The organism is Liquorilactobacillus hordei DSM 19519 (assembly GCF_019443985.1).
GTDB classification, from domain to species: domain Bacteria; phylum Bacillota; class Bacilli; order Lactobacillales; family Lactobacillaceae; genus Liquorilactobacillus; species Liquorilactobacillus hordei.
Genome location: NZ_CP049303.1, coordinates 1,099,037 through 1,115,440 on the forward strand (window position 1 = coordinate 1,099,037; position 16,404 = coordinate 1,115,440).

Sequence of the window (16,404 nt, forward strand, 5' to 3'; positions counted from 1 at the left end):
GTTGAACATCAACTTCTTTACAATTACAAACAGAGGGTACAGCTGTATAAACAGTGAGACACATCTTTTGCTTTGTGGGGGATGCTTTTTTATTTAATCAATTTGTTAATTTTTTCTTTTAACTCAATATTTTCTTTTTCTAATTGATCTAGCTTTTTCAATATTTTATCCTCTTTGTTATTCTCTTGGACAGTAAAATATTCTGTGATTGAACTTGTTAACATTCCTATGAAGCCAATTCCAACAAACATTAGCAAAACTGCTGCAAACTTTCCGACTGCTGTATGAGGTGAAATATCACCATAACCAACAGTAGTAGCAGTTGCTATAGCCCACCAGAAGGATTCTGAAAGTGAAACATTCTCAGCTAAAGAATACATAACTGATGAAATACATAATATTGCTAAGCAGACTATCATCAAATAAATAAGACCGTTTGTTTTTAGAAACTTCTTTACATTTTTTTGAAGTTTTCCCGTTAAACCTATCAATCGCGTAAATCTAAAGAATTTGGCTAACCGAGAAATTCTAACAATTCTGGTTAATCTTGCTATTCTAAAAAAAGAAAATATAGAATTTACCGGAATGATTGCTAAAAGATCGAATATGTTGTTTTTAAAGAACAATGTCTTATCTTTTGAAAGATATAATCTTACAAAATAGTCTACAGCGAATATGATTAAAATTGTATTATCAATATAATTATATGGATATTTATCAATTGAAATAGTATTAGCATAATCCATTATGACCATTGTCACAGATATAGCAGCCAAAAGGGATATCAAAACATCGTATAATCGTTTCATATTAGTTTCTCTGTTTTTTTAAATGATACACAGTATACACTAAAAGAATCAAAAGGTTTCAATTCTACTCGACTCCTTTATATAGTTAGTTTGCAATTTTAAAATTTGTATTTTTTGCTTTCCAATCTTCCAATTTAATACCAACCCAAAATAAATAAACTCCAAGTGTAATAATGCTCAATAAAAGCCATTTAATCCAATTTCCAAATAATCCTACCGCGGAACCTTTAAATTTCATTCTGTGTCCATCAATCACGGTATGATTTATTTTCCAACCATAAACCATACACAAAGCCCACGGATAACAGATTCCAAATGTAAAAAAGGTTAGAATGAATCCTATAATATTCCAGCCAATATAAGATAGTAGACCACCATCAAAAAAAGAATTTCGACCATATTTTATTTCCACAATGTATTCCCCCAAATGTTTTAAGACTTTAAAGTCGTTAGATAAGGTTTTAATAATTTCTTAACAAGTAGATAATGCTCCTAAGTCAATATTTGGCACATGCTTTTCTAGACACTTGTTCTGATTCTTTCAGTGTTGAACCAATTAATATAATTTGAGATTCTGAGAATTAAGTCCTCAAAGCTTGAGAAGTGCGTTTGAAAAACGAATTCTCGTTTTAATAATGAATGAAAAGCTTCTATTTGGCTATTATCGTAAGGATATCCTTGCTTAGAATACGAATGGAGGATTTGATGTCGTCTAAGCAAGTTTTCAACATCACTGCTCGTATATTGTGAACCCATATCTGAATGAAAATATGCTGGTCTTTTATGATGTTCAAGTGCTTGGTTAACTGTATCTACTACTAGTTTGGCATTCATCTGTCGTCCTATCTTATATGCGAGTATCTTATGAACCTTTGGCTCATACACTGAACTAAGATATACCCAAGTTCCAGGTCGTAGCTCAAGATAAGTAATATCAGCTCGCCAAGTTCTAGCTTTTGGCTTGTTTTTGATTAGATTGGGACGTTGTAAATAATCAACATGAGTACTAGGCTTTTTAAAACGCCGATGCATGAGAGAGTGAATCTTCATTTCTTGCATTAGCCGAAAAATCCGTTTGACACCAACTATAATTCCCAGTCTATTTAATGCTAGTTTGATTCTTGGATAACCATAAGCGCGATAGTTTTCTTCCCAAATTTTTCGAATACTTGCTTTTAAGTGACGGTCAACACAATCGTGTTGACTAGTTTGATAGTTCAACCAATGGTAATAGGTGCTACGAGCTAATCTTAAAGTTGAGAGTATTAAGGATAGGCGGTGATAGGGTAATTGAATCTTAATGAAAGCAAGAGTTTTAACTCGCCCTAACGCTTTCCCAGTAACACCGCCGCAGCTTTTAAAATCTCCAATTCCTCCTTGAGACGTTGGTTCTCTTTTTGTAATTTTTTAAATTCTTTAGAAGTAACTTCAGTTCCATCATCAAGTTCAACTGATTTTGCATCTTTAATCCAGTTATGAATTGATGCAGGAGACACTGCATATTCTTCTGAGAGAGAACGAGCTGATCTCTTTTCCTCGGTGTGCATTTTAATAATGCTTGCTTTAAAATCATCAGTATATCGTTTCATATAAAAACTCCTATCCTAGTTATTTTATTATGGCACAACTGTCTAAATATTTGTGTACCAAATACTAGGATAAGAGCACTATTATCGTAATGATTTTCTGTATCCAGCTGCTTGAGCATCTGCTTCACTATTAAAATATACAGCGTTAGATGAATTCGTGTGATACCCAGCCTGGCCTGGAACATGATAAATATGTGATTGGGAATTTCCAATAATTTTACCAGAAGTTCCGGTGTAAAGGTCATCTCCACCATTGTTATTAGTTGTTTGAGTCACCGTAGCTTTTGAAGTTGCAGCTGCACGGCTTCTGGAAGCAGCAATTGATTGTGAAGTTGCAATTGAAGAAGCTACTGACTGAGAAGAAGCTACTGATTGAGAAGAAGCTACAGAGGCAGCAATAGAAGAAGATTGTGCAATACTAGAACTAGAAGCTATAGATTCACTTTCAGATTCTGACGAAGCTATACTTGCTGATTCTGAAGAGGCAATGGAAGCTTCTTTTGCCTTTTTAGAAGCTTCTTTTTTTGCTGAAGCTTTGGCTTTTCTGGAAGAGGCAAGTGCTAGACTTTCTTTTTTAGATTCTTTGGCAGCTTTAGCTTTCTTGGATTCTTCAGTAGTTTTTTATGACTGACTTTGTGAGACACAGCAGTTGTTTCAGAAGAAGTGTTATTAGATGATGCATCTGACTTTATAACACCATCAGAAAAAGAAGCAAAAAATATTACAAGGACAGCAATTAAAGCAGTTTTATACTTATGATGTGAATCACTCTGTTTGCCTGTACGTTTGAGAATATAAATAAGCAGTAATACCGCGAAAGCAATGATTGAAATTATTGCAATATTGATTAAAAAATCACGTGGAAATAGTAGCAGAATGATAAATGCCACTATAAACAAACTAATAAAATAATGCTTATGAATGAAACCTAATACTTTATCTTTAAACAAAAAAACTCCCCCAAGTAATTTCAGCTTTTACAGTCATCAGTGTTTGGACTATCTTTCATTTGCGAGTCTAACTTTTTGATTCATCGTGGTATATGCTATTTCAGTCACTGAATCATTATTAATTGGTTCTTTTGAAATAGCTTTTACAGAATATTTATGATATTCGAAGACGTAACAATGTTAAAAATTGAAGGCTGTCTCATTTTTAGTTGTAGAATTCGAATTATTTGAGTGACAAATAAAGAATAGTAAACAAGTTGTCCGTGTTTCAAAATAATACTTACTGTTCTTATATGCAGAACTATTGTTTCTAAATGTAGTAAACAGAAGAGAAAAAGTTGCTATTAGACCATTAAATATACTTTTTTAATTTTTGTTTCACTTTCCAAAATAATTTTATGTCAAGCGAGTAATATCTGATACTTGAGTTTATTCCAAAATAAAGCCTACAGAGAGACAATAACTTAAAACATTGATTTAACTATTATGAAATGTGTATTTTTAGGAACTTAAATAGTTATTTTATTGCTAAAATATTAATTAAAGCGTATTCTAGTTTTAATATTTGAATCTATTTTTCGATAATATAATATCACAAATAATTAATAAATTATAAAGTTTTTTTAAAGCTAACAAAAAATAAAAATTATTTGAAATATTAAAAAAGAACACTTTTAAAAATATGGATAGATTAAAGGAAGAATTGTAAAGTTTAGACTTGAAATTGAAATGGCTATATAAGGCATTATTGAGAGAATAGGTACTATAAGTAGAAATAAAGTGTAGCATTTGAAAGTAAAATAAGGAGATAGGTTTGAGGATAGTAAAAGTGTGTTGAACTTATGGAACGCGGCTATGCAAAATAAATAGAGGAGTCAAGTCAAAGTTAGATTTTGACCTGGCTCCTTAGGAGAAAAGTTTATGACAATTTAGTAGATAGAGATGTGTTGAGTGGCTAATCACTCGGGAGAGTAATTATGTTTCATCGTCGAAATAGAAAAGTCAATTTGGAGATTCATCATGTGACATTTTAATGAAGAAGGCATTATTTAATCTATTGATTGTATAAAGAACCTTACCAATCAAAGCAGAATCTTCGAGATCCGCTTTTTTTAATATAAATGATTTCTTATTTAAAAAATTGGATAGAGGGTGGAATTTAAATTCTAATTTATTAAGATCTTCAACACGATAGAGATGAAAGAGAAATCCGTGATCGTTAGAGGTAAAGGCAACAATATCCTTTTCTCGAATATAGTCTAATTTATTCCTTTTTAGCTTAGCTATGCAAATGATATCATCATTTTTTAAATATGGATTATCACTTGCTGTTATTAGCGCGCTGTATTCCAGTTCGATATTGGTATATTTTTCATCATTGATACTGATAACTATATCTGAATTATTCATTTTGAAATTCCTTCTTTAATTATGATTTTTTACTGCTGACACTGTAAATTATTTTTTATTTTGGATGTATCAAAGTAAAATACGCATAAAAGTTTATTAATTCTTTTTTTTAATATAACCGATCTAATTACAATGTTCTTAATTTTTTTCATATTTGTGCAGATATTTCCACACCAAAAACTAGTTTAAATAGAAAAGTTGAGTGCCCCATAAAATAAAGGAACTCAACTTTCTTCGTCATTTGATTTCATTAACATTAATAAAACTCAGATCTACCACGGACGCTTAATAAAGGTGAGCAACAAGACAAGAACATCAACAAACCAATCCAATACTTTGAGGATAGCAATAAAAATTTTTTTGAGCAAATTAATCAAGTCCTTTTATCAAGAAATTATTCTAACTTCTATTATTTATATAGTAAATCAAAGAATACTAATTAATTATTTTGAAATATTTGTAATTATTAACGTATCTATTATTTATAAAAAATCTATTCTTCTCGGTAACAAAACGTGTGAATCCTAAATTTTCATAGAATTTTATGGCCACAGGATTGGTCGAGAGTACGTCAAGATTTATTCGTTTAATGTTGTGTGTGGAGGCATCATTAATCATTTGCGTAATTAATTTTTGACCAATTCCTAATCTTTGATATTTTTTTGAGATAAAGACTTCAAATTCAATTACATCTTTTGAGTTGTATGATGGGTAATAAATTAATGCTCCAACAACCAGATTTTTCAAATTTGCGACTATAGCTGTACCATGGCTGACTTTTTCGACAAATTTATCATAGTCTGTGCTGGAATAAGGGTAAGGATCTTCAGTTAATGTCATTACTTCACGGCTGATTTGCCAAACAGCTCGAATATTTTGGGTGGTTAATTTCTGAAAACGTAATTTCATTTTAAATACCTCCTGCATAACATAACCTTTTTTTATAGTATACCTTATAAAAACTTAAACCCTTGTTGATACTATGAAGAAAAAATGAGGGTGATAATATGGAACTTTTTAAGGCTATCAGAAATGCACTTTTACCATCTGCATTATTTTGGGTGGTTATATATTGGACAATAAGATTAATAGCCGAATTAATAAAGTAGTTGGCTTGTACAGAAATCAGATATATTTACAATTTTGCTGTAAAAATTCCTTATTGAGTATAATAAATGAAAATAAGATTATCTTGCGAAAACGAAATAAAGTAACCCACAAAAACAGGCTGTCAATTGCTGATTTTGTGGGTTATTTGTATAACATAATGACTTTTTCAGTTAGGAATGAGTAATTATATGATAATACTGCTTTATTTATTCACGGTTGCTTTTTTTATATAGCAATTAAAATAATTAATGATTTTTTTGTTGTCCATAATACCAAAGATAAAGTCCATATAATGAATTTATCAACATAATAATCTGAAGAACGAACATTGATGTTGATGCGGGACTAACTATTTGCAGTTGATTGTACCAGATAATTATGTTGACAATGTCTAAAGTTATCCAAGCAATCCATTGTGAGCGATAGCCATAAGTCATTAGCACTTGACCAACAATACCAAGAGGTAAGAGCGAGGCATCTAAGTAAATCTGAGTGCCGTTTAGTTTCTTACTAAAGAAGAGAACTATAAAATAAATAATGAAAGTTATAACTAACCAGAATAGTCCATTTAACCAAGTAAAACTACGAGAGGTTAATTCTTCCTTGTTGCTTTGTTTATTGATTTGATGGTGCCAAACGTATAATCCAACAAATTGCATTATTAGATAAAATGATTGGGATGCAATATCGCCGATTAAGCGATTATTAATTGCAATTATCAGCCAGACTACACAGCCAAGAATTCCCCAACTATAATTAGTTAGACGTCCTTGATCAACAAGAATCAAATTCAAAACGACTGCAATTCCAGTTATTAGACCAACCCAACCGGAGAAAGTATAGTCAGCGCCAAAGATGAAAGATCCAATTGTTGCAATGAGCATGATACTCATTATAATTTTTGTAGCCTTATGTAAAGTTTTTAGTTCTAAAATGTTTCTTTGAAGATTAAAAACTTGTAAAAAAGCCTCAGAAAAACTACTGGTAAATTGTGAAAAAGTTGTTAATGATTTCTTATCTGAAACTTTATAAAACTTTGAAGTATTTTTCATATTAAAAAGTCTCCTTATTTGTTTTTAGACAGCCGTGTTCGGATGCAACGCTGTTAATCATATAAACTCATTAGCACATTCTACCCCTGTCTTGACACATAGTCAATAACTTTTGAATTTGAACGATTTAAGCTAATAGTTTACAATGGACTTTGAACTTATTGTACAAATGGCAGCAGAGAATACTCGAGGAGGGTTTTTTTGAAGGAAGAAACAAGATTTATTCAAATTTTAGGACGTATTGCGACTGTTCTTTCAGTATTAATGTATGTTTCTTATGTTCCACAGATTATCAGTAATTTGAATGGTCAATATGGTAATCCGATTCAACCACTGGTTGCTGCAATTAACTGCTTGTTTTGGTGTGTTTATGCGTATTTTAAAATGAACCGTGATTGGCCAGTATTTTTTGCGAATTTACCAGGTATTTTCTTGGGAATTATTACTTTTGTTACTGCATTACATTAGAGAAAAATATGGCGAATGAGGGAAAAAACTTGTGAATTTTTTCGTTTTACACAACTTTTTTTATTTAACAGATAAGATAAAATGAAGATATAAAGCAAATTGGTAAATTGTCGTCACAGATTAATTTGTTCACAGCCAATTTGTTTTAAGATAGGCCTATAACATTCCCTATAGGTCTATTTTTGTTGAAAAAAAATAGAACCCCCCAAAGCGTGAGTTCTAGTTTCTAACTTATTTTTAAATAAAATTATGCTCACGCATCAAAAAATTCCCCATTTTTTATTTTGAACTCTTGAGTTCATAGCTCACAATTAAAGCATCGTTTTGCTTTTTAGGATACTTAGCTTTATTTGGTTTATTTACCTTTCGCTTTGTCTTGTGAAATCCTAAGGGAGAAACGGAATTATGATTAGTTGCATCTCCCAGTATATTAATCTTATCAGACTTATTACCAAAATTTCGTGGCTGTGGCTGTTGTATATTCTTTTTCTTCTTAACTTTGACAGTTTGCAAAGTTTCCAACTGTCGAAGTTCTTTTTTTGTGTGGTGCTGTGTATTAGTGGAAGACATATTGGCGGTTAGTGGAACACTTGCAATAATAAAGGGGAGTGCAAGGACACAGATAACCATAGGTCCCCATGAAGTCTTTTTTAAGTACGCAGTAACTAAGAAAATGATAATACAAATAGCAACTGTAATGGCAAGTGTAAGCAGTAATAAAGATAACATATTATCCTCCTATTAAATTTAAAATAATGCTTTAATCCAATGATGAAAAAGTATCGTGTAAATATGACTAATTCATGAATATGATAAGTTGTCTTAGTAAAAGCCATAACTCTATATTCTTAATTTTACGACAAAATCTAATTAAATTACAGGGGTAAATCCTAATTATTCTTTATGCAAGGTTGTAATAAAAGCAGTTAGGCCTTGACTAAGTAATGAATTTGGACTTGAACCTGGAAGTTTGTTCGGAATTGGTAAATCTAATTTTTTATAGTAGTCATGCCACTCTGGTAATATCGAGCCATTTGGTCCAAAAGACATGGGTGTTTGAGCAAAGACATTTTTATACAAGGCACAGATAAATTCAGAGCAATAGTAACCAGGCTGTTCGGCTATAAAGCTGCTATTATAGGGTTCACCCAGAAGCTTTTTACCACGTTGTATGGCGGTTTTATGACTGATAGTGCTTTTTTTAAGTCGATATACATCGATAGTTTGTTGATTATTTAAAAAAACAGTTAAAGTTTCCCTGATGCATCCTTTAATTGGTGTTGCATGTAACACAAAAAAATCGTTATATTTAGAATTATATTCTAATACACCAACATGAGTATAATTTTGGCATGTTTTTAACGATAAATCAGTTTCATTCATTGTACTTTTAGCAATTATTTGTGACAAATCTTCGTGTGTATCAGGTACAAAAAGTAAATCACCAGTTTTAAGTGATTCTGACATCTTTTGTAAGTCCATTATGCGTTATTCCTTTATGCAATTATTCTAATTCTTGATTCACCATTGGTTTGATATCAGAGACAAGAATATCATTGTATTTGAACCAATCAAATCCATTTCGATCCTTACCTCTTTGTTCGGGAGGTAAAGCATGGTAGGAGTCATAGCAACATATTGCTGCTCTTGAAAGAGTATGCTTTTTTCCACAGCAACATAAAACATGATTCTTTTCATCTATTACAGTAACGACTAATTTAGTATTTTCTTTAAAAGTTAGTTTTGCTCCAGTAGGGATACTCAGATATCTAAAATTTCGATTTGGACGTGTGCCAATTTTTCTTTTTACGATTTCAAATGTTTTTCCAGTTATTTTTGAATTATATTCTTCTGGTCTAATTAAAAGGGCATTAGCATCATTGAAGGTCAGTAATTCAAAGACGCTTTTTACTTGATTATAGGTAGCCTTGAAAAATTCTTTGGATGAACTCTCACGTTTGTCAGAAAGTGCCTTATGTAAAATACGCTCAGCTTTTTTGTAGTTTTCAAGGTAAACAGCAAAAAGTAATAAGGTAGGTTTGCCATCTGGGATACCAGTATCATTAAATTGAGCTAATCTGTGTTCAAGATTTTTTGTTTGCCCGACCTTGATATATCCAGGGAAGGCCTTATTTTCTAATGCATATACAAATCCAAAGTTTTCATTTTTAATAGTGTTCATTTTATCACAGTTCCTTCGACTCAAAAATATTAATTTTTAAGGTAATTAGCAACTCGTAAATTCACTTGATTTGTGTTTGCCAATTTCCGTTATCTTCAAAATAGTACAATTCGCTACTTGGGGTTGTAAAGATTTCATACATTTCTTTAAAACCTGAAGCTAATTTAGTTGAGAAAAGATCTTCTTGGTCAATCCAAAAAACCTCACTCTCAGAAGAAGATTTTATGTGTCCCGTAAATTTGGAGGTTTTATAAAGAAAAACAATATAACGACCATCATCTTCAGTTGTAAATTGCTTTACGCCACAAAGAACAGGATCATAAATTGTTAAACCTGTTTGCTCATAAACTTCACGAGCAACTGAATCAACAAAGGATTCTTTAGGTTCAACATGGCCTCCGGGAAAAGTAATTACTGCCCAATTCTTATTTGTCCGTTGTTCAACCAGAAGTTTATTTTTGCTGGTGATCGTACAAATATTTGTTAAAGTTGTTTTTTCTGTTCGCAAATTATTTCACCTCATCCTCGTAGTATAACATAATAGATTAGAATAAGATTAGACATATATAAGCAATATGCTAAGATATTATTATGAATTTTATTTGTTGAGAGGCAGAAAAATAAGATGGAATATGAAAAAGTTAGTGCTCTTACTGATATACAGAAAAAAGAAATAGAACAATTAATTGAAAGAGTTCATGAGTTTGATGGTTCCAAAAAGGATCCATACCTGAATAATCAATTTAATTATTATCCACAAATGCCGAGCTTCTTTTTGGCCAGAAGTGCAGGAGAACTAGTTGGTTTTGTTATGTTGTATGCGGATGGTAATTATACAGAATCTGTCGATGTATTTATGGTAGTTGCGCCACAGAACAGGCACCAAAAAATCGGGACAAAATTATGGCAAAATGCGCATCGTGTTTTACGCGAATTTGGATATCAAAAGTGGGAATTTATTGCAGAAAAGGGCTTCCTAGACAGTAATCCAAATTTTTTGAACAATAAGAATTTAATTGCCGACCCTGAACCAGAATATCAGATGAGGTTAGACAGAGGTAAGCAAGAATTTGAGGATACACGCACAGATTTGGCAATCCGATTACTTGAATCAGAAGATGTTTCTAAGGTTGTTCCAATTTATACGGAGTCATTTCCTGAATCTTCAGCAAAGGAAGCTGTCACGTATTTAACAAAAGGATTAGCAGATATTGCTAATGAAAATTTTGTCCTAATATATGATAAAGAAATTGTGGGCTGTTGTTCTGTAGATATTAGTAAAGAAAATGAATATTATTTATATGGAATTTTTATTGCAAAAAAATATCGAAATCAAGGCTTTGCGTATAATTTCATTATTAAGGTAATCAACTGGCTTAATAATGAAAATTCATACCGGAGAATTTGTTTACTTGCGGTTGATGGCTCAAACTCAATTGCAATGCGCTTATATAAAAGTATTGGATTTGAAGTAGAAACTGAAGTTTATTATTTATATGAAACATAAGAAGCTAAAGATTTGAGTATAGATTGGAAATATCTGTAAAATTTAGACTTATGAAATAAGATTGTCCGAAATAAATAGAGGTGGAATCAAATTTTGACTTTTGATTCCACCTCATTGTGTAAAGAAATAATTTTAATTACCACTTATTAAAGTGACAATTTGCTTAGGAGTTGCTTGCTAGTTTTAATGCTTGGTCTAAATCTGCAATTAAATCATCTGCATCTTCAATGCCAACAGCCAAGCGAACAAGGTTGGGAGAGATTCCACAGGCCAAAAGTTCGGTATCTGATAATTCTGCATGTGACATTTTGGCTGGTAATTCAGCAAGGCTTTCAACAGCACCTAGACTAACTGCTAGTTGAAACAACTTTAAATTGTTTACAAATTTTACCACATCAATATTTTGTACTTCAAAAGATAAAACAGCACCAAAATTTTTACATTCATCTTTGGCAATAGCGTGCTCAGAAGTTCCTGGAATTCCTGGATAATTAATTTTTTTAATGTCAGTTCTTTTTTGGAGAAAAGCAACAATTTTTTGCGTATTTAATAATTGTCTATCCAAACGTACACTAAGAGTCTGGATACCTCTACGAATTAAATTCGAATCTTCAGGAGAGAGAACACTTCCGATTGCATTTTGGGAGAAATATAATTTATCTGATAGTTCCTTGCTTTTAGTAACCACAACACCAGCAATTACATCCGAATGTCCACCAAGGTATTTAGTAGCGGAGTGGATAACAATATCTGCTCCAAGATTTAGTGGTTGCTGAAGATAAGGCGTTAAGAAGGTGTTGTCCACGATAACCAATAAGTCATTTTGCTGTGCTATCTCCACAATTTTACGCACACTTGTGACATGAAGGAGTGGATTAGTGAAAGGTTCAAAATAAATAGCCTTTGTATTAGGTTTAATTGCTGCTTTTACAGCTGCTGAGTTTCTTGTATCGACTGCGGTGAATTCAATATTCCAACGCTTGAAGTACTGATTGAATAAGCGGAATGTTCCGCCATAGATTTGATCTCCAATAATTAAGTGGTCGCCAGGTGAAAAAATGGAAAGTGCTGCATGAATAGCTGCCATTCCTGAAGAGAATGCAAATCCTCTGTCTCCATTTTCGAGTTGTGCAACCAATTTTTCCAAAAATTCACGCGTTGGATTACCTGAACGAGCGTAATCCCAGCGAATTACAGATTCTGTGTCAGGATAAGCGAATGTAGTTGAATTATAAATAGGTGGATTCACTGCCCCTGTTTTATTTTCATTACCAGGTATTCCATGGACAAGGTTGGTGTTAAATTTACTCATAAAAAAACTCCTTTATTTCAGTGCATTTTTTAATTCATCAATCAAATCTTTACTATTTTCAAGACCTGTTGAAAGGCGTAGCAAGTTATCCGTAATACCTAGTTTTTCCCTTTGTTCAATAGGCATGTCATGATGGGTCTGTTTTGCAGGCAAGGTAACTAACGATTCAATTCCACCAAGACTCTCTGCGAATGAAATTATTTTCAAGTTGTCAAAGAATAAGGCCAGTTTAGACTTATCTTTCAGGTAAAAGCTAATCATTCCACCTTCGCCAGGATAAAGAACCTTTGATACCGCGGACGAATTTTGTAAGAATTTAACGATGGCTTGTGCGTTTTCTGTATGTTGCCGCATTCTGAGTGGCAATGTTTTGAGACTTCGCAAAAGAAGCCATGAATCAAAAGGATCGAGAACAGCACCTGTAGTATTAAAATTAAACGTTAAACTTTCAGCAATCTTTGTCCCTTTGCAAATAACTGCACCGCCAAGTAGGTCATTGTGACCAGAAAGATATTTAGTTGCACTGTGGACTACAATGTCAGCTCCCAAGGCAAGTGGTTTCTGATATATAGGTGTATAAAAAGTATTATCAACAATAACTTTTATATCAGGATTAATCCCATGAACTAGTGCTGAGATTTCTGCAATATCAGTTTTTTTCATTGTAGGGTTTGAAGGAGTTTCAATCCACAAAGCTACAGTTTTAGCAGTAATTTTTTTAACGAGTTCATTATTGTTTTTTCCATCCCACTGTGTGAAGTTAAGATTATAATGTTCACTGAGATGATCAAAATAGCGAAATGTTCCACCATATAGATCGTTAGTTGAGATGACTTCATCGCCACTTTTGAAAAGGGAAAATACTAGCTCAATTGCAGCCATCCCAGAACTTAAAGCAAATCCTTTGGTGCCTTCCTCCAGTAAAGCCAGCGTTTGCTCTAGAACTTTTCTTGTTGGATTAGCCATTCTTGAATAAGCATATTGTTTTTCATAGTCAAAATGATCTACATCAGAGAGCTTTCCGTGGCGAAAGGTTGATGACAGATATATTGGTGTCGCAACCGTTCCATATGGATCTTCTGGACTATGGTTACCAGCTTGTGCTAAAAGTGTTTCAATTTCGTATTTTTCCAAAGTGATTATTCCCTTCCAAGAGCGATTGATTTTTTTGTTTTAATAACATTAGCCATCCATTGATGGTAGAATTTATTAGCGGTTAATGACCAAGTATTTACAGGAATATTATTTTTATCAAAATAATTTCCGGGTTTATGTGGCGACAACCCAGCCACTATATCACGTTGATACTCTTGAGCTAAAGTATTGGTCTGATATTCCAAGTGCCCTGTCAAGTATGTTGAGTGCAATTGATCATTTTGAATTAATACTGCTCCAATTTCAGTGTTTCCAGCTAAGATTGTTCCATTGATTGAATTTTTTAGTGGGATTGTGAAGTAGCGTGAATGAGGGATGGTTAGTCCATTAGTTGTATAGACTCCTGAAATTTTTCTGGTAAGTTGTTGTCCTTTGAAAACCCCATCAATTTCTCCAACAGCGTATGCACTCCAACAAATAAAAAGACTTTGTGTCACATGAGTTTTACGCCATTCTGTTATTTCCAAAAGCTCATCCCAATAATCAACGGCAGTAAAACTTATACGATCTAACGGTGCACCGGTAACAATCAAGGCATCATAGTAGTTTGACTTGACTTCATCGAAAGTTACATATTTTTTTAAAGATTCATGAGGATTATTTTTTAAAGTGTGAGTTTTTGGCAAGCAAAAGGTTAATGTGATATCCTTTGTTGAATTTTTCAATAAAGAGACAAATTGATGTTCAGTTTCTGCACGATTGGGCATTAGATTTAGCAACAGTACATTTAATGTTTCTGGATGATCAATATTTGTATTTTTAGTAAATCCACTAGTAATATAAATTGCAGCCATTTGAATGTGCCTCCTTAGTTTTAATAATCAGATTTGATTTTTGATACAACTTATTTTTTGATAAAAAAATCCCGCAGTCTAAAAAAAGACTGCGGGACGATTCATCGTGGTACCACCCGGTTTTAGCTAAAAAGCCCTCAAACGTACAAAATGGATTCTATACGTGAACACTGTAACGGGTGTACCCGTGCAAGATTTACTTAAAATATAAAAGCTCACCTTACCTAAACTCCAAGACCATTTTCGTATTTTTGCAATAACCGAATCTCAGCATAATCGGCTTTCTGTGATATTACTCAAAAAACTACTTATCTTTTCAACGTTAATTATTATCAATTAGGATAAAGCTAAATAAAAAAAAGGTCAAGCATTTTCTCAGATTAAGAACTGAAAATAATTATTTTCTAGGCAACAAATTTTTTAGCATAATCATTGTATCTGAAAAAATAAGGTTCAATGACGAAGTAAGGGTTTAAGGTTTTCTTTAATTGCGGTATAATATACGTTTGAATTATATATGTTGTTTCTGCAAAAAACAGAAACATATTGAAAGCGAGGATACGTCATAATGGAGCTATATATCTTTTTGATTTTTGCGGTTATTTTGCTGGATCAGATAGTAAAATTATTAGTAGTAAATAGCATCCCACTGGATAGTAGTGTGCAACTCATTCCGTCTGTTTTGTCGGTGGCCCATATTCGCAACTATGGAGCTGCGTGGAATATCTTCACTGGACAAAAATGGTTTTTGTTTTTAATAACAGTTGTCGCTTTAAGTGTATTAGTGTATCTCTTTTTAAAATTGTGGAAAAATTGGATTTATGCACTTGGAATTAGTTTAATGATAGGTGGAACGCTGGGCAACTTTATTGATCGAATCAGAGTAGGATATGTAGTTGACATGTTACAACTTGATTTTATCAATTTCCCTATTTTCAATGTTGCTGATTCAGCACTCTCAGTGGGTGTATTGATTATCATAATCGCTATGTTACGGGATGAAAAAAATGACTGAAAAAAAGATAATTAGTAATGAAAGAGGGAGAATAGATAAAGCACTGACTGCGCTTTTCCCTGAATATTCTAGGTCACAATTAAAACAATGGTTAGTTGAAAAAGCAATTTTAGTAAATTCACAGCCGGTTAAGCCTAACTATAAAGTAAAAGAAAATGATCAAATTGAATTAACAGTGCCACCTATTAAAGAAATCAGTCTCCAACCTGAAAATATTCCGTTGAAAATTGTCTATGAAGATGAAGATGTCTTGGTAATTAACAAACCGCAAGGAATGGTAGTTCATCCTGCACCTGGTCATCCAGATAAGACGCTTGTTAATGCGCTATTGGCACACAGCCCACTCTCAACAATCAATGGCGAATTTCGTCCAGGAATTGTTCATCGAATTGACAAAGATACTTCAGGATTATTGATGGTTGCCAAAAATGACCAAGCACATCGAAGTCTTGCAGCACAACTGAAAGCAAAGACAAATATCAGAGAATATACTGCCCTAGTTCATGGGGTTATTAAAGAAGATAGTGGAAAAATTGATGCACCATTAGGAAGATCACAAATAGATCGTAAAAAACAGGCGGTCATTTCAGGCGGTCGAAATGCTGTTACACATTTTACTGTTATCAAACGTTATCAAAATTACACGTTAATTAAGTGTATTTTAGAAACAGGTCGCACTCACCAAATTAGAGTACACTTAAAATATATTGGACATCCATTGGTTGGTGATCCATTATATGGTCCAATGAAGACAATTAAAGGTAATGGACAATTTTTGCATGCAGGTAAGCTTGGATTTAAACATCCAAGAACAGGAGAAGAATTGATTTTTGTGGCCCCATTACCAGAAATTTTTAGAAAAACGTTGGATTATCTTGACAAACAAGATAATCTTTAGTAAATTAATAGCTAATCAAGGTCCTTTAAATATAGTCCCGTGAGGCTAAGAAGGCAGTGTCTTAATTGAACTCGGAATAAAGACAGAAGTCTACCACTTAGTCATTTGGCTAAGTGGCTTTTTTATTGGACAAAATGACAAAAGGAGAGGGAA

At 32.7% G+C, this 16,404-nt stretch carries 19 protein-coding genes and 1 other annotated feature; of the genes, 4 read left to right on the forward strand and 15 right to left on the reverse strand.

Going from position 1 to position 16,404, the window contains the following annotated elements; genetic code table 11:
- Positions 1–89 precede the first annotated feature (89 nt).
- The 8 genes from G6O70_RS06515 to pnuC form a co-directional block, all read right to left on the reverse strand.
- On the reverse strand, positions 90–809 hold the full coding sequence (locus G6O70_RS06515; RefSeq protein ID WP_057868955.1) for an ion transporter: 720 nt from the start codon (positions 807–809) through the stop codon (positions 90–92).
- A gap of 85 nt (positions 810–894) precedes the next feature.
- Positions 895–1,221, reverse strand: coding sequence for a DUF898 family protein (locus G6O70_RS06520; protein WP_057868956.1), 327 nt, complete (start codon positions 1,219–1,221; stop codon positions 895–897).
- Between the two features lie 107 nt (positions 1,222–1,328).
- A protein-coding gene (locus tag G6O70_RS06525) for an IS3 family transposase (protein ID WP_219934271.1) occupies positions 1,329–2,398 on the reverse strand; the annotation gives its coding sequence in 2 pieces (ribosomal slippage) (positions 1,329–2,170 and positions 2,170–2,398; 1,071 coding nt in all).
- Positions 2,399–2,479: 81 nt separating this feature from the next.
- Entirely contained in the window at positions 2,480–2,674 is a 195-nt protein-coding gene (locus tag G6O70_RS12210) for a sunset domain-containing protein (protein ID WP_233419141.1), read from the reverse strand.
- 284 nt (positions 2,675–2,958) lie between these two features.
- Positions 2,959–3,348, reverse strand: coding sequence for a hypothetical protein (locus G6O70_RS12215; RefSeq protein WP_057869330.1), 390 nt, complete (start codon positions 3,346–3,348; stop codon positions 2,959–2,961).
- Positions 3,349–4,350: 1,002 nt separating this feature from the next.
- Entirely contained in the window at positions 4,351–4,758 is a 408-nt protein-coding gene (locus G6O70_RS06535) for a hypothetical protein (protein ID WP_057869331.1), read from the reverse strand.
- A gap of 435 nt (positions 4,759–5,193) precedes the next feature.
- On the reverse strand, positions 5,194–5,667 hold the full coding sequence (locus G6O70_RS06540) for a GNAT family N-acetyltransferase (RefSeq protein ID WP_057869332.1): 474 nt from the start codon (positions 5,665–5,667) through the stop codon (positions 5,194–5,196).
- Between the two features lie 446 nt (positions 5,668–6,113).
- A complete protein-coding gene (pnuC, locus tag G6O70_RS06545; RefSeq protein ID WP_057869333.1) occupies positions 6,114–6,920 on the reverse strand; it encodes a nicotinamide riboside transporter PnuC in 807 nt (268 codons plus the stop codon).
- A gap of 201 nt (positions 6,921–7,121) precedes the next feature.
- Here pnuC and G6O70_RS06550 point away from each other — a divergent pair, with 201 nt between their 5' ends.
- A complete protein-coding gene (locus G6O70_RS06550; RefSeq protein WP_057869334.1) occupies positions 7,122–7,388 on the forward strand; it encodes a SemiSWEET family transporter in 267 nt (88 codons plus the stop codon).
- A 279-nt stretch (positions 7,389–7,667) separates the two neighbouring features.
- Here the strand turns inward: G6O70_RS06550 and G6O70_RS06555 are convergent, their stop codons facing one another.
- The 4 genes from G6O70_RS06555 to G6O70_RS06570 form a co-directional block, all read right to left on the reverse strand.
- Positions 7,668–8,117, reverse strand: coding sequence for a hypothetical protein (locus G6O70_RS06555; protein WP_057869335.1), 450 nt, complete (start codon positions 8,115–8,117; stop codon positions 7,668–7,670).
- 165 nt (positions 8,118–8,282) lie between these two features.
- Positions 8,283–8,870, reverse strand: a complete 588-nt coding sequence (locus G6O70_RS06560; RefSeq protein ID WP_057869336.1) for a YiiX/YebB-like N1pC/P60 family cysteine hydrolase — start codon at positions 8,868–8,870, stop codon at positions 8,283–8,285.
- Between the two features lie 22 nt (positions 8,871–8,892).
- Positions 8,893–9,570, reverse strand: a complete 678-nt coding sequence (locus tag G6O70_RS06565) for a GIY-YIG nuclease family protein (RefSeq protein WP_057869337.1) — start codon at positions 9,568–9,570, stop codon at positions 8,893–8,895.
- Positions 9,571–9,631: 61 nt separating this feature from the next.
- Complete coding sequence (locus G6O70_RS06570) at positions 9,632–10,078, reverse strand: 8-oxo-dGTP diphosphatase (protein WP_057869338.1); 447 nt, start codon at positions 10,076–10,078, stop codon at positions 9,632–9,634.
- Between the two features lie 117 nt (positions 10,079–10,195).
- Between G6O70_RS06570 and G6O70_RS06575 the strand changes: the two genes are divergently transcribed.
- Positions 10,196–11,077, forward strand: coding sequence for a GNAT family N-acetyltransferase (locus tag G6O70_RS06575; RefSeq protein ID WP_057869339.1), 882 nt, complete (start codon positions 10,196–10,198; stop codon positions 11,075–11,077).
- Positions 11,078–11,240: 163 nt separating this feature from the next.
- On the opposite strand, the gene G6O70_RS06580 is transcribed toward G6O70_RS06575, so the two are convergent.
- The 3 genes from G6O70_RS06580 to G6O70_RS06590 are packed head-to-tail and all read right to left on the reverse strand — an operon-like array spanning position 11,241 to position 14,338.
- On the reverse strand, positions 11,241–12,389 hold the full coding sequence (locus G6O70_RS06580; RefSeq protein WP_057869340.1) for a trans-sulfuration enzyme family protein: 1,149 nt from the start codon (positions 12,387–12,389) through the stop codon (positions 11,241–11,243).
- Between the two features lie 12 nt (positions 12,390–12,401).
- Positions 12,402–13,529: a trans-sulfuration enzyme family protein gene (locus tag G6O70_RS06585; RefSeq protein WP_057869341.1), complete on the reverse strand. Its 1,128-nt coding sequence runs from the start codon at positions 13,527–13,529 to the stop codon at positions 12,402–12,404.
- A complete protein-coding gene (locus tag G6O70_RS06590) occupies positions 13,529–14,338 on the reverse strand; it encodes a homoserine O-acetyltransferase/O-succinyltransferase family protein (protein ID WP_057869342.1) in 810 nt (269 codons plus the stop codon). The genes G6O70_RS06585 and G6O70_RS06590 overlap by 1 nt, the downstream gene beginning before the upstream one ends.
- 89 nt (positions 14,339–14,427) lie before the next feature.
- Positions 14,428–14,667, reverse strand: a binding site (T-box leader).
- A 239-nt stretch (positions 14,668–14,906) separates the two neighbouring features.
- On the opposite strand from G6O70_RS06590, the gene lspA reads away from it, so the two are divergent.
- Together lspA and G6O70_RS06600 are read left to right on the forward strand one after the other, a co-directional pair.
- Complete coding sequence (lspA, locus tag G6O70_RS06595) at positions 14,907–15,353, forward strand: signal peptidase II (RefSeq protein WP_057869343.1); 447 nt, start codon at positions 14,907–14,909, stop codon at positions 15,351–15,353.
- On the forward strand, positions 15,346–16,251 hold the full coding sequence (locus tag G6O70_RS06600) for an RluA family pseudouridine synthase (RefSeq protein ID WP_057869344.1): 906 nt from the start codon (positions 15,346–15,348) through the stop codon (positions 16,249–16,251). The genes lspA and G6O70_RS06600 overlap by 8 nt, the downstream gene beginning before the upstream one ends.
- Positions 16,252–16,404: the final 153 nt, after the last annotated feature.